The organism is Vibrio sp. CJQ_6 (genome assembly GCF_043106745.1).
GTDB classification, from domain to species: domain Bacteria; phylum Pseudomonadota; class Gammaproteobacteria; order Enterobacterales; family Vibrionaceae; genus Vibrio; species Vibrio furnissii.
Genome location: NZ_JBICMV010000037.1, coordinates 202,963 through 216,251, shown reverse-complemented (window position 1 = coordinate 216,251; position 13,289 = coordinate 202,963). Strand labels below are relative to the sequence as shown.

11 protein-coding genes are annotated in these 13,289 nt (G+C 52.9%); 3 read left to right on the top strand and 8 right to left on the bottom strand.

Going from position 1 to position 13,289, the window contains the following annotated elements:
* Positions 1–35: 35 nt before the first annotated feature.
* Positions 36–1,025: a beta-N-acetylhexosaminidase gene (nagZ, locus tag ACF8PK_RS22600; protein WP_392443689.1), complete on the bottom strand. Its 990-nt coding sequence runs from the start codon at positions 1,023–1,025 to the stop codon at positions 36–38.
* Between the two features lie 136 nt (positions 1,026–1,161).
* Here nagZ and ACF8PK_RS22595 point away from each other — a divergent pair, with 136 nt between their 5' ends.
* Together ACF8PK_RS22595 and murQ are read left to right on the top strand one after the other, a co-directional pair.
* On the top strand, positions 1,162–2,274 hold the full coding sequence (locus ACF8PK_RS22595; RefSeq protein WP_392443686.1) for an anhydro-N-acetylmuramic acid kinase: 1,113 nt from the start codon (positions 1,162–1,164) through the stop codon (positions 2,272–2,274).
* 42 nt (positions 2,275–2,316) lie between these two features.
* Entirely contained in the window at positions 2,317–3,249 is a 933-nt protein-coding gene (gene murQ, locus ACF8PK_RS22590; protein ID WP_004728863.1) for an N-acetylmuramic acid 6-phosphate etherase, read from the top strand.
* Here murQ and ACF8PK_RS22585 read toward each other — a convergent pair.
* On the bottom strand, positions 3,246–5,057 hold the full coding sequence (locus tag ACF8PK_RS22585) for a cation:proton antiporter (RefSeq protein WP_392443683.1): 1,812 nt from the start codon (positions 5,055–5,057) through the stop codon (positions 3,246–3,248). The two genes, murQ and ACF8PK_RS22585, sit on opposite strands and share 4 nt — an antisense overlap.
* 22 nt (positions 5,058–5,079) lie before the next feature.
* Complete coding sequence (locus ACF8PK_RS22580; protein WP_004728867.1) at positions 5,080–5,421, bottom strand: DUF2799 domain-containing protein; 342 nt, start codon at positions 5,419–5,421, stop codon at positions 5,080–5,082.
* A 239-nt stretch (positions 5,422–5,660) separates the two neighbouring features.
* Here ACF8PK_RS22580 and ACF8PK_RS22575 point away from each other — a divergent pair, with 239 nt between their 5' ends.
* Positions 5,661–7,145 carry a carbon starvation protein A gene (locus ACF8PK_RS22575; RefSeq protein ID WP_392443681.1) on the top strand — a complete coding sequence of 495 codons (1,485 nt, stop codon included), beginning with the start codon at positions 5,661–5,663 and terminating at the stop codon, positions 7,143–7,145.
* Positions 7,146–7,260: 115 nt separating this feature from the next.
* On the opposite strand, the gene ispH is transcribed toward ACF8PK_RS22575, so the two are convergent.
* The 5 genes from ispH to ribF form a co-directional block, all read right to left on the bottom strand.
* Positions 7,261–8,223, bottom strand: coding sequence for a 4-hydroxy-3-methylbut-2-enyl diphosphate reductase (ispH, locus tag ACF8PK_RS22570; protein WP_004728872.1), 963 nt, complete (start codon positions 8,221–8,223; stop codon positions 7,261–7,263).
* Between the two features lie 33 nt (positions 8,224–8,256).
* Positions 8,257–8,700, bottom strand: a complete 444-nt coding sequence (fkpB, locus tag ACF8PK_RS22565) for an FKBP-type peptidyl-prolyl cis-trans isomerase (RefSeq protein WP_004728873.1) — start codon at positions 8,698–8,700, stop codon at positions 8,257–8,259.
* Between the two features lie 181 nt (positions 8,701–8,881).
* A complete protein-coding gene (lspA, locus tag ACF8PK_RS22560; RefSeq protein ID WP_004728875.1) occupies positions 8,882–9,388 on the bottom strand; it encodes a signal peptidase II in 507 nt (168 codons plus the stop codon).
* A 9-nt stretch (positions 9,389–9,397) separates the two neighbouring features.
* On the bottom strand, positions 9,398–12,244 hold the full coding sequence (gene ileS / locus ACF8PK_RS22555; RefSeq protein ID WP_004728878.1) for an isoleucine--tRNA ligase: 2,847 nt from the start codon (positions 12,242–12,244) through the stop codon (positions 9,398–9,400).
* A gap of 63 nt (positions 12,245–12,307) precedes the next feature.
* Positions 12,308–13,243 (bottom strand): bifunctional riboflavin kinase/FAD synthetase, encoded by a 936-nt coding sequence (ribF, locus tag ACF8PK_RS22550; protein WP_004728880.1) that lies wholly within the window; start codon positions 13,241–13,243, stop codon positions 12,308–12,310.
* Positions 13,244–13,289 lie beyond the last annotated feature (46 nt).

The window sequence follows — 13,289 nt, the reverse complement described above, 5'->3', positions numbered from 1 at the left end:
CCCGTGGGAGCCTTTTCTTGATTCAGAATGTGCCGTTAGCTGTGCGCGTCAATCAAACGCTGCAGCGCTTGAGACGCCTGCTTCCAACGCTCAGTCGCTTTCAGTTCACGGTAGCTGAACTGTTGCTGTTTCAGCAGCGACTGCGCTTGCGGCACCACACTGATTGGTAGCTGATCCAACACCGCGACTGCCGATTCGCGCTTGTTGCACATCAACACCATGTCGCAACCGGCATCCAGCGACTGCTGCGCACGCTCTGCCGGGCCGCCCATGATCGCCGCACCTTCCATGCTCAAGTCATCCGAGAACACGATGCCTTGAAAACCCAGTTCCTGACGCAAAACCTGTTTCAGCCAATACGGAGAGCCGCTGGCGGGCTGGGCATCATAGTGCGGGTAAATCACGTGCGCAGGCATCATGGCATCCAAAATGCCCGCTTCAATCTGCGCGCGGAAAATCGTCATGTCGTCAGCAATCGAATCACGTTCATCGTAAGGCGTTTCCAGATGGGAATCGGCAATCACCGCACCGTGACCGGGAAAGTGTTTGCCGGTGGTCGCCATCCCCACAGATTTCATGCCGCGCATATAGGCGCTGCTGTAGGTCAACACGGTTTGCACATCGTCACCAAAGGCACGGTTGCCAATTGCACGGCAATCAAACCCCTTATCCAATACGGGCGCAAAGCTGAGATCAATGTCGTGTGCGATGAGTTCCGCCGCCATCAACCAGCCGCCGTCTTCGGCCAACTGCGTACTATTGTCGCTGCGCGCATAAAGCTGCGCGGCAGGGATCTTGCTGAACCCGTCACGAAAGCGCTGCACGCGGCCACCTTCTTGATCCACCCCAATCAGGATCGGGCGCTTCGCCGCCTGACGAATGGCGGTGTTCAGCGCTAATAATTGTTGGTTGTCGTGGTAGTTACGAGCAAACAAAATGACACCGCCAACGGTAGGATGCGCCAGTATTTCGCGGTCTTCCGCCGTCAGTTCACAACCTTCAACGTCTAGCCATAACGGTCCCATGTTTTCCCCTTCATTCATCACGGTGGATTGTCAAAATTTGTCACAGCAAATGAGGTTATTCAGTTTGTTTTTCAATTACAATGAGTTTTAAAGACTTCGCCCTCGGAAACGAGAAATATGACAATCGGATAACAGAATGACTGAACGCGAACTGTACATCGGCATCATGTCCGGCACCAGCATGGACGGCGTCGACACGGCGCTGGTCGCCCTGACGGACCATCAGATTGAATTGCTGGCACACGATTTTCTGCCCATGCCTGCCGATCTCAAGCAGCGCCTCTTGGCGATATGTCTGGGCCAGGAAACCAACGTGCAAGAGATTGGCACACTGGATCACTTGCTCGGTCATCTGTATGCCGATGCGGTGCTCAACCTCCTGAAGCACAGCGGCCATCACGCCAGTCAGATTCGCGCGATTGGCAATCACGGCCAAACGGTCTTCCACCAGCCAAACGGTGCAACTCCGTTCACCCTACAAATTGGCGACCACAATATTCTTGCCGCCCGCACGGGCATTACCACTGTGGCGGACTTTCGTCGCAAAGACATCGCATTGGGCGGTCAAGGCGCGCCTCTGGTGCCAGCATTCCACCGCACGATTTTTGATGTGCGCGATTCCAGCGTGGTGGTGCTTAACATCGGCGGCATCGCCAACGTGTCGGTACTCAAACCCGGCGGTGACGTGGTGGGTTATGACACCGGCCCTGGCAACGTGTTGATGGATGGTTGGTGCCAGCGCCACACCGGCCAAGCGTATGATCGCAATGGCGACTGGGCACGCAGCGGCGAACTCGATGCTGCGCTACTCACCACGCTGCTAAGCGACGACTACTTTGCAAAGCCGGCGCCGAAAAGCACCGGACGCGAATGGTTCAATCTGCCATGGCTGGACAACAAACTGGCCAATCATCATGTCGCGGCTAACAACGTGCAGCGCACCTTATGTGAACTGACCGCGCGCAGTATTGCCAATGACGTGCAGCGCTTTGCCGAAGGCCCCGCCCCCGAACTGTTGGTGTGCGGCGGCGGCGCGCAAAATGCGTTGTTAATGGCGCGATTACACGCTTTGCTGCCGGGTTGGCAAGTAGCGCCGACCACCGCCAAAGGTGTCGATGGCGATTACATGGAAGCCATGGCCTTTGCTTGGCTGGCGCAACGCCGCATGCATAATCTGCCGAGTAATCTGCCCCGTGTGACGGGTGCGACGCGCTTGGCTTCTCTCGGCGTGATTTACCCCGCCGATTAACTGACTTTTCTGTGTTTGATTTAACCGATATGGATAATCCCCATGACGAATGATGCCCTGCTCGCTGCCCTCTCCCATCTGGTTTCTGAAGGTCGCAATCCCGACACCATGGATATCGACCTGCTCTCGTCGCAGGAGATCGTGCAGCGTCTCAATCAGCAAGACAAACTGGTGCCGTTAGCCGTCGAAAAAGTCTTGCCGGAAATCGCCCTCGCGGTCGATAAAATTACCGAAGCGTTCAAGCAAGGTGGACGCCTGATCTACATGGGTGCTGGCACCAGCGGCCGTTTAGGCGTACTCGATGCCTCCGAGTGCCCGCCAACGTTTGGAGTCTCGCATCACATGGTGGTGGGCTTGATTGCGGGCGGGCGCGATGCGATGTTTAGCGCGCAAGAAGGTGCCGAAGACTCCCCGCTACTCGGCATTGATGATCTCAAATCCATTCATTTTAGTGCGCAGGATGTTCTAGTCGGCATTGCCGCCAGTGGCCGCACGCCGTATGTGATTGGTGCGCTGGAATACGCCAACGATTTAGGCGCTGTCACCGTCGCGCTGTCGTGCAATCCCAACTCGCCGATTGCCGAATTGGCCCATATCGCCATCAGCCCGGTGGTCGGCCCGGAAGCGTTAACCGGCTCCACGCGATTGAAATCGGGCACCGCGCAGAAACTGGTGCTCAATATGCTCACCACCGCCAGCATGATTCGCCTTGGGAAAAGCTATCAAAACCTGATGGTGGATGTGAAAGCGACCAACAAAAAGCTGGTCGCACGTGCAGTGCGCATTGTCATGCAAGCGACCGATTGCGACCGCCACACCGCCGAAGCGCTGTTGGCAGAAAGTGACAACAACGCCAAAGTGGCGATTTTGATGCACCTGACTGGCGTGGATGCGGCGCAAGCCAAAGCCAAACTGTCTGACTCCGACGGTTTTCTGCGCCGCGCAATGGCAGACGATGACAACGAGAGCCGCTAACGGCTCTCGGTCGGTTTCTTGATCAGGGCAACCACAGTTTCGCCCTCTTTGGCGCTGAAATTCGCGACATCCGCACACATCTGAATTCGGCCACGATGATCGACCACAAACAGCGGCAGCACATAACTCTCTTTGTGCTGCTGTTGATAATCGTCATAGGTGAAGTTGTCACTCAGTTTGGTGTGTTTGATCTCCCCGCCTTGGTTGAGCAAACTGGCGAGCTTCTTATAACTCACCTCGCCCCCTAAAAAGGGCAACCCATGTGATGCCTGTGCCACGGTGTGTTTGTCACTGCCGTTGCCATTGCCATTCCCGTTTGCGTTGTCATTCAAACAGAACACACGCTTCTCTCCGAAGTCGGAAAGAAACTGCATGCACGCCATGATGTTGAAGTGTTTATCCGGGCTAAGCGCCAGCACGTGACCAATGCCAATCAAGTTCAGGTATTCGTCTGCGTGACTAGAAATGGGGTTGCCGTAATAATGCTCCAGCCCAGCCATGCGTGCTTGGCGAATGTAATCCCAGTTGGAATCGGTCAGCACGACGCGGCAATCGTACTTGGCAATCGCACCGCCAATCTGACGTGCGACATCGTTCGCGCCCAGAATCAGGAAACCTTTCGGCGCCGGCTCAGCCACCTGTAATCCAATCGCAACGGGTCTGGCCGTAACGCTTTGCAACACCACAGTGCCGATGATGACCATAAATGTCAGCGGCACCAGCAACGTCGCTTCGGCCATGCCAAACGATTCCAGCTTGATGGCAAACAGCGATGAAATCGATGCGGCAACAATCCCGCGCGGTGCCACCCAGGCCAAAAACGCTTTCTCTTTCCACTGCAAACTGCTGCGCAGCGTGGCGAGAAAAATCGACAGCGGACGCGAGACCAATTGCATCACCACAAACAGCGCGATCGCACTCCAACCCAGTGTGGCGAAATCGTCCACTTCAATTCGCGCCGCCAGCAAAATAAACAGTCCGGTGATGAGAAGAACGGTGAGATTTTCTTTAAAGTGTAATATGTGCTGAATATTGACGTCTTTGGCATTGGCCAGCCACATGCCCATGATGGTCACCGTCAGCAGACCCGACTCCGATTCCAGTGCGTTGGACGCCGCAAACACGCCGAGCACCACACTCAGAACCGCAAACGGCTGCAGGTATTCTGGCAAGCCGCCGTGGCGCAGAACATAAGCAACAGCCGCGCCCGAAAGCACGCCGATGCCAACGCCGACCAGCAAAATCAGACCAAACACGTGCAAGCTGTGCGCTTCACTGCTGGAGACGATGAACTCATACACCATCACCACAAACAGGGCCCCGAGCGGGTCAATTAAAATCCCTTCCCAGCGCAAAATGTTGGACAGCTTGGCATTGGGCCGCACGGTACGCAGCAACGGTACGATCACCGTCGGGCCAGTCACCACCGTCAAGCTACCAAACAGCAAGGCCAGCGGCCAGTCAAAGCCAAGCAGCGCATGTGTGGCAAACGAAGTGACGCCCCAAGAGATGAATGCGCCCAGAGACACGATGCTCCACACCGTATTGCTGACGCCGCGAATCTCTTTGAAATTGAGGGTTAAACTGCCTTCAAACAGAATCACCGCAACCGCGAGTGAAATCAGTGGAAACAGCAGATCCCCGAGCAGTTGTTGGGGATTGAGCACCCCGGAAACAGGGCCGGCGAGAATTCCCGCCAGCAACAAAAATAAAATGGCAGGCAGACGCAGTTTCCACGCCAACCATTGGCATCCCAGCCCAACGACACCCACAGCGGCCAATGCCAGGGCGATGTATTCTTCATGCATGGCTCTTGTTACCTAGCGCCGATTAGTTGTTGTATTCATTCCAGCCACGCTGCCATTCCATACGGAATTTTTGCGCTTGTTCGGTGCCTTCACACACCCCTTCGTAATACTGGCCGTTGACGCCCATCTGATAAGCGAAATTCGGGTTGCAGTACTCATTCACCCCTTCCACATACCCTTGGTTGTAATCGGCTTGATTAGCTTGGCCTAATTGCGCCAACGCTTTATGAGAGCGTTGGGTGTGTCCGGCGATCCCATCGTTGTAACCAATCTGGTACCAATCGCCCTGCTGGGCCAAATCACTGTCACTGGCGGCACAGCCCATTAACCCAGCCACGACCAACATCAATACTGTTTTTTTCATTATTTTACCTTTACTTAGCCCTTGGATAACGTGTTCATCCTTAACAATAGGCAATGAGCGCTTATTTTGCGTTACTCGCCGTTCACTCGCCATCAAAAACCACTCACTGGCGTCAAATACCACTTAATTCACTATACGACCACTGACCCGGAAACCCAATGAAGCTCGCTTATTGATAATTTAGTATCCAGTCTGAGATTAATTCAATAACACCTACTTCATAATAAAGGACAAACGCTATGTTGTGGTTTCTAACCTGTGTCGCTGCCTTGATTGGTGGATACTTCATTTACGGCGCGTTCGTAGAAAAAGTATTCGGCATCAATGAAAAACGCCAAACCCCAGCTCACACCAAAACCGACGGTGTGGACTACGTCCCGATGTCGACGCCAAAAGTTTACTTGGTTCAACTGCTCAATATCGCGGGTGTCGGCCCGATTTTCGGCCCAATCATGGGTGCGCTGTATGGTCCTGCCGCCATGCTGTGGATCGTGATTGGCTGTATCTTTGCGGGTGCAACCCACGACTACTTCTCGGGTATGCTGTCAATCCGTAACGGCGGTGCATCCGTTCCTTCACTGTCTGGTCGTTACCTAGGCAATGGCGCTAAACACTTCATGAACATTTTTGCCATTGTCTTACTGCTGCTCGTTGGTGTGGTTTTCGTTTCTGCACCTGCAGGCATGATCACCAACCTGATCAACGAACAAACCAGCTTGACCGTAAGCATGTCGACCATGGTTGTCATCATCTTTGCTTACTACATCATCGCGACCATCGTGCCGGTGGATAAAATCATCGGTCGTTTCTACCCGCTATTTGGCGCGCTGCTGATTTTCATGTCCGTTGGTCTAATCACCGCGATCGCGTTCTCGAGCGAACACCAAGTTCTGGGTGGCTTTGAAGTCAGCGACATGCTGCACAACATGAACCCGAACGACATGCCATTGTGGCCTGCCCTGTTCATCACCATCGCCTGTGGTGCGATCTCCGGTTTCCACGCAACGCAATCGCCATTGATGGCGCGTTGTCTTGAAAACGAAAAGAATGGCCGCTTTGTGTTCTACGGCGCCATGATCGGTGAAGGCATCATTGCCCTGATTTGGTGTGCGATTGCATTGTCATTCTTCGGCTCGCTGGACGCGCTGTCTGAAGCCGTGAAAAACGGTGGCCCTGGTAACGTGGTATACAGCGCATCGTTTGGTCTGCTGGGCGTGTTCGGCGGCATCATCGCCTTCTTGGGTGTGGTTATCCTGCCGATTACTTCTGGGGATACGGCGTTCCGCTCCAGCCGTCTGATCTTGGCTGAATACTTCAACATGGAACAGAAAACCCTGCGTAACCGTCTGCTGATGGCGATGCCTCTGTTCGTGATTGGTGGCATCCTGACTCAAGTTGACTTCGGTATCATCTGGCGCTACTTCGGTTTCGCAAACCAAACCACGGCCGTGATGATGTTGTGGACTGCCTCAGCTTACCTGCTGCGTCATAACAAACTGCACTGGATCACCACCATTCCAGCCGTGTTCATGACCACGGTATGTATTACCTTTATTCTGAACAACAGCACGCTGGGCTTTGGTCTGCCAATGCAAATTTCGACCATCGTCGGTATTGTGGCAACGCTAGCCATCACGCTGTACGTGATGAAGATTTCTAAAGGTAAAGGGGAAACGGATCTGGCGGATGAAGATAGACCTTCAGGCGTCACCGAAACGGCTTAATCCCGCAACACACCTCGCAAAAGGGCTCCCATGGGAGCCCTTTTTGATTAGATGTATCTTTTAGATTCAATTGATTGGCTTGAATCTGCCATTTGGCACCGGCCAACAAACTCGCTTAGTCGACCTGCTTAATTTGCAACTCTTTCGGCACTTCAAAGAACATATTCTCTTCACGGCCCAGCACTTCATCCACTGAGGTTGCCCCCAACTCTTTGATGCGGTTCAGAATCTGATTGACCAGTTCTTCTGGTGCAGACGCGCCCGCCGTGACACCGATTTTACTCACGCCATCAAACCATTCTGGATGAATGTCTTCCGGGCAATCAGTCAGGTAACCCGGCGTGCCCAGCTTCTCCGCCAGCTCTTTCAAGCGGGTTGAGTTTGAGGAGTTCTTCGAGCCGACCACCACCATCACATCCACATCCTGCGCCAGAAGACGCACTGCATCCTGACGGTTTTGCGTGGCGTAACAGATGTCATCTTTGCGCGGTCCTTGAATCTCAGGGAACACTTCGCGTAGCTTATCAATCACGTCTGCCGTTTCATCGACCGACAGCGTGGTCTGACTGACATAATGCAGATGAGACGGATCTTTCACTTTGTGTTGCAACGCAACCACATCATCGGGTCTTTCCACCAGATACATGCCACCGGTGTCGCTGGCGTATTGCCCCATGGTGCCTTCCACTTCCGGATGCCCGGCGTGACCAATCAGCACCACTTCCATGTTGCGGCGGCTGGCACGCGCGACTTCCATGTGCACTTTGGTCACCAGCGGACAGGTTGCATCGAACACCGTTAACGAACGCGCTTTGGCTTCCATACGCACCGCCTGTGATACCCCATGAGCGGAGAAAATCACGATGTTGTCGTCTGGCACTTCGTGCAGCTCTTCAACGAAAATCGCACCGCGCTGCTTCAACCCTTCTACCACAAAGCGGTTGTGCACCACTTCATGACGGACATAAATCGGAGGCTGATACATTTCAAGTGCACGCTCAACGATGCTGATGGCGCGATCAACGCCGGCACAAAAGCCGCGCGGGTTTGCTAACAGTATTTTCATGGATTTGCTCATGGTTCTCTTTCTGGCTGGCTATTCTACGGCAAGTTATTCGACAGACAAAATTTCAACGTCGAAGATCACATCTTGTCCGGCCAAGGGGTGGTTAAAATCCACGGTGACGGAATCGCCGGCGATGTCCGTGATGATGCCCGGAATTTCCATGCCATCGGGACCGCTGAAGGCCATGATGGTGCCCACTTCTACTTCAGCATCGCCTACAAAGCGCGCGCGGTCCATGTGGTGAATGTTATCTGGGTTCGGTGCGCCAAACGCGTCAGCTGCCGCCAGTTCAATCGATTTGTTTTCGCCTGCTTGCATGCCCAATAAGCACTGCTCAAAGTTGTCGCTTAGGCTCCCATCACCAATCACCAACTGGGCCGCTTTGCCAAAGTTGTGCGTGCTGTCTGCCACCGAACCGTCTTTGAGTTTGATGGTGAAATGCAACGTTACGGTAGAATCTTGAGTGATGGTTGTTGAATGTGTCGTCACGTTCTGGCTTCCTTAAGGTAATCGAAGGGTAATGCCTTCGTGGATGTTTCCCTCATTTCTTCGTGTGATGAGGTGGGTACAGCGTGTGCTCAATCCAATACTCTTGAATCGAATCTGCTTGATAACAAAAAGCGCCTCCCGAATCAACGGGCGGCGCTTAGGGTTATTTCGGCTTAATCACTTACGCCGTCTGCTTTTTACCGCGAAAACCATCCAAAATGATCATCGCCGCACCAATGCAGATGGCGCTGTCAGCGAGGTTAAACGCTGGCCAATGGTAGGTGCCCCAGTAGAAGTCGAGGTAATCGACCACAAAACCGTGCACGACTCGGTCGAACACATTGCCGACCGCACCACCAATGATGAATGCGTAAGCCATGTTATTCCATTTGTCACTCGACGGTAGGCGGCGCATCCAGAAGGCCAACAGGCCCACCACGGCAAACGCAATCCCAGTGAACAACCAACGCTGCCAGCCCGCCTGATCGCTCAGGAAACTGAATGCGGCACCGTAGTTATGCACGTACAGCAAATTGAAAAATGGCAGAACCTCGATGCGATTCTCCCAGCCGTACCCCATGCCGTTCATCACCACCAATTTGATCGCGATGTCAGCGACAAAAATGAGGAGCGCCAGCCATAGCCAGCGAACTCCTGATTGTTTAAGCGTTAATGCTTGCTGTGTCATGCAGTTCCTTTAAGCAAACTTGCGAACTTCGCCTTCACCGTCCACGTTTGACACACAACGACCACAAATAGTTTCATGACCTTTGATGGTGCCCACGTCTGGGGTGTAGTGCCAGCAGCGATCACACTTCTCCGCTTCGGTTTTGTTCACTTGAACAAACAGACCGTCGATGTCGGTCGCTTGCGCCGCATCGCTCTTCTCGGCCAGCGGTTTCACGTTCGCTTTTGACGTCAGCAAGACAAAGCGCAGTTCATCTTCCAGCTTGTTGATTTTCGCCGCCAGCTCATCGCTAGCAAACAAAGTCACTTCCGCTTGCAGAGAACCACCGATGGTTTTCTCGTTACGCGCATTTTCCAGCAGTTTGTTCACCGCACCACGAACTTTCTGAATATCCGTCCAGAATTCGTTGTTCAGCTCTTCGCCTTCTGCCAGATCAAACAGACCTTCGTACCACTCATCAGCAAATACGAATTTACCACGAGCTTCGCCGTTGGCTTGGTTGGTTGGCATCGCATTCCAGATTTCATCAGCAGTGAACGACATGATTGGTGCCATCCAACGCACCAGCGCTTCCACGATGTAGTACAGCGCCGTTTGACAGCTACGTTGCGCGTTGCCGCCCAGTTTCGCGGTGTATTGACGGTCTTTGATCACGTCGAGGTAGAATGAACCCATTTCAACCGAGCAGAAGTGCATCAGACGTTGTACAACCGCGTGTGTGTTGTACTCGGCGTAGGCTTTGACGATCTCTTGCTGTGCAGCCATCGCGCGCGCCACAGCCCAACGATCCAGTGCCACCATCTCGTCAGCCGCAATGATGTCGGTTGCCGGGTTGAAGCCATTCAGGTTCGCTAGGAAGAAACGAGCGGTGTTACGAATACGACGGTAAGAGTCAGCGCTGCGTTTCAGGATTTCGTCTGAAACCGCCACTTCACCGGTGTAGTCTGTTGATGCAACCCACAGACGCAAAATGTCAGCACCCAGTTTGTTGGTCACATCTTTTGGCGCAACCACGTTGCCGATCGATTTCGACATCTTGCGGCCTTGGCCGTCAACCACGAAGCCGTGCGTCAGCACTTCTTTGTATGGCGCTTTGCCTTTCATCGCAATGGAGGAGATCAGCGAAGACTGGAACCAGCCGCGGTGTTGGTCAGACCCTTCTAGGTACATGTCCGCTTCCGCGCCGTGGAACTCTTCACGGCTATCCACTACCGCGTAGTGCGTCACACCTGAGTCAAACCAAACGTCCAACGTATCCAGCACTTTCTCGTACTGTTCCGCGTCAGCGCCTAGCAGCTCAGCCGTGTCGACATCCCACCATGCTTGAATGCCTTTCTGTTCAACCAGTTGAGCAACTTGCTCAATCAGCTCAGGCGTTTTCGGGTGCAGTTCTGCGGTTTCTTTGTGGACGAACAGTGCAATTGGCACACCCCAAGTACGTTGACGAGAGATACACCATTCAGGACGACCTTCCACCATACCTTCGATACGGCTTTGACCCCAATCCGGCATCCATTTCACGCCTTTGATTGCGCCTAGCGCTTTCTCACGCAGACCCGCTTGATCCATCGACACGAACCATTGTGGTGTGGCACGGAAGATGATTGGCGTTTTGTGACGCCAGCAGTGTGGGTAGCTGTGCTCGTACGCGTGGTGGTGCAGCAATGCACCGTGCTCTTTCAACACTTCAATCACGGCGTCATTGGCTTTAAACACATGTTGACCCGCAAACAGTTCAGTGTCTGGCAGGTAAACACCGTTTGAACCCACAGGGTTAGCTACTTCTAGGCCGTATTTCTGACCCACAGCAAAGTCTTCTTGACCGTGGCCAGGTGCCGTGTGAACCACACCGGTACCGGAATCCGTAGTCACGTGATCGCCCAAGATGGCTGGCACGGTGAAGTTGTAGAATGGGTGGTTGAACTGAGACAGTTCCAGATCCGCACCTTTCGCAAAGCCAAGGAAGTGGAAGTGTTCAATGCCTGCGCGATCCATCACGGATTTCGCCAGTTCAGAGGCCACGATGATACGTTCAGGCTGCTCGCCTTCGATTTGGATCAGGACGTATTCCAGATCATCACGTAGACACACCGCGCGGTTCGCTGGCAGTGTCCATGGGGTGGTGGTCCAGATGACAATAGACACATCGCCGTGGCCTTCGTGACCTTCGGTCAGGGTAAATTTAGACAGCAGTGCCGCTTCGTCGGCCGTTTTGAAACGCACGTCGATAGATGGCGACACTTTATCTTTGTATTCGACTTCCGCTTCTGCCAGCGCACTCCCACAATCCGTACACCAGTGAACCGGTTTGAACCCTTTCAGCAGGTGGCCGTTGTCAGCAATTTTGCCCAGCGCGCGAATGATGTTCGCTTCGGTCGCGAAATCCATGGTGCGGTAAGGTTTATCCCACTCACCCAAGATACCCAGACGTTTGAAGCCTTCTTTTTGGCCTTCAACTTGACCGGCAGCGTATTCACGACATTTTTCACGGAATTCAGCCGCAGTCACTTTCTGACCGGGCTTGCCAACTTTCTTCTCAACCATCAGTTCGATTGGCAGACCATGGCAGTCCCAACCGGGGATGTAAGGTGAGTCAAAACCTGACAGTGTTTTGGATTTAATAATAATGTCTTTAAGAATCTTGTTTAGTGCGTGACCAATGTGAATATCACCGTTGGCGTATGGAGGACCATCGTGCAGTACGAACGATTTCTTGCCTTTCTTTGCTTCACGGATTGCACCGTAAAGATCTTCTTTGTACCAACGTTTAAGCATTTCTGGCTCACGTTTAGCCAGATCGCCGCGCATTGGAAACCCTGTTTCAGGTAAGTTCAGGGTATCTTTATACTCACTCATCGATTCTTAATTCCGTTATATTGGGCGAAGTTAGACATTATGTTAGCCGGTGGAATCATCCGGTTAACCCTTAAGCTGACGCAGCCACACCCTTGCTGCCTCAGCATCCAATTCTATTTGCTGTTTGAGTGCCTCAAAGGACTCAAATTTGTGTTCATTACGCAACTTATGTAAAAGTGCGACTTCTAGCTGTTTGCCATACAAATTGCCATGGAAGTCGAATAAATGCACTTCTAATTGTTGGCGAACCCCATTGACCGTAGGACGTTGGCCAATATTCGCCACGCCCCCAATCGGTTGTTCACCTAACCCATACGCTTCGACCACATACACACCAGACACCGGAGACACACACCGCTTAAGCGGAATGTTCGCCGTCGGAAATCCGATGGTGCGTCCGAGCTTACGCCCGTGAGACACGCGTCCGCTGATGCTGTAATCGCGTCCCAACATGTCGGCGGCATCCGCCAACGCATCGGCCGCTAATGCCTCGCGAATGGCGGTACTACTGACACGCAGTTTCTGTAAGCAGAAGCTCTGGGTGCTCACCACTTCAAAGCCGTATTCACGTCCTGCTTGTTCCAGCATAGCAAAATTGCCTTTGCGCCCCTGACCAAAGCAAAAATCGTCGCCAACGACCAAAAACTTCACACCCAAGCGCGTGACCAACAAGTCACGGATAAACGCTTGTGCGTCTAAGTTGGCAAAATGATGATTAAAGTTCACACACAATAACCGATCGAGATTCAATTTGCCGAGTTGGACAAACTTATCTCTCAATCTTGTTAACCGAGCTGGAGCCTTATCTTTTAAGAACAGCTCCATAGGTTGCGGTTCAAAGGTCATCACGACCGAAGGCAGGTTCAACGCTTTCGCGCGCTCAGCAACCTGATCCAATACCTGTTGATGCCCCAAATGGACACCATCAAAGTTACCTATGGTCAATACACAGCCATGATGGCGTGACTTGATGTTATGAATACCGCGAATCAATTCCATTGGAATACGCTTAAAACCTATAGTTCTCAATTATCTTGGTGTGAAA

Excerpts from the sequence above, each read along its gene's own strand:
- nagZ (WP_392443689.1), bottom strand. The coding sequence starts at position 1,025 with ATGGGACCGTTATGGCTAGACGTTGAAGGTTGTGAACTGACGGCGGAA.
- ACF8PK_RS22595 (WP_392443686.1), top strand. The coding sequence starts at position 1,162 with ATGACTGAACGCGAACTGTACATCGGCATCATGTCCGGCACCAGCATG.
- murQ (WP_004728863.1), top strand. The coding sequence starts at position 2,317 with ATGACGAATGATGCCCTGCTCGCTGCCCTCTCCCATCTGGTTTCTGAA.
- ACF8PK_RS22585 (WP_392443683.1), bottom strand. The coding sequence starts at position 5,057 with ATGCATGAAGAATACATCGCCCTGGCATTGGCCGCTGTGGGTGTCGTT.
- ACF8PK_RS22580 (WP_004728867.1), bottom strand. The coding sequence starts at position 5,421 with ATGAAAAAAACAGTATTGATGTTGGTCGTGGCTGGGTTAATGGGCTGT.
- ACF8PK_RS22575 (WP_392443681.1), top strand. The coding sequence starts at position 5,661 with ATGTTGTGGTTTCTAACCTGTGTCGCTGCCTTGATTGGTGGATACTTC.
- ispH (WP_004728872.1), bottom strand. The coding sequence starts at position 8,223 with ATGAGCAAATCCATGAAAATACTGTTAGCAAACCCGCGCGGCTTTTGT.
- lspA (WP_004728875.1), bottom strand. The coding sequence starts at position 9,388 with ATGACACAGCAAGCATTAACGCTTAAACAATCAGGAGTTCGCTGGCTA.
- ileS (WP_004728878.1), bottom strand. The coding sequence starts at position 12,244 with ATGAGTGAGTATAAAGATACCCTGAACTTACCTGAAACAGGGTTTCCA.
- ribF (WP_004728880.1), bottom strand. The coding sequence starts at position 13,243 with ATGGAATTGATTCGCGGTATTCATAACATCAAGTCACGCCATCATGGC.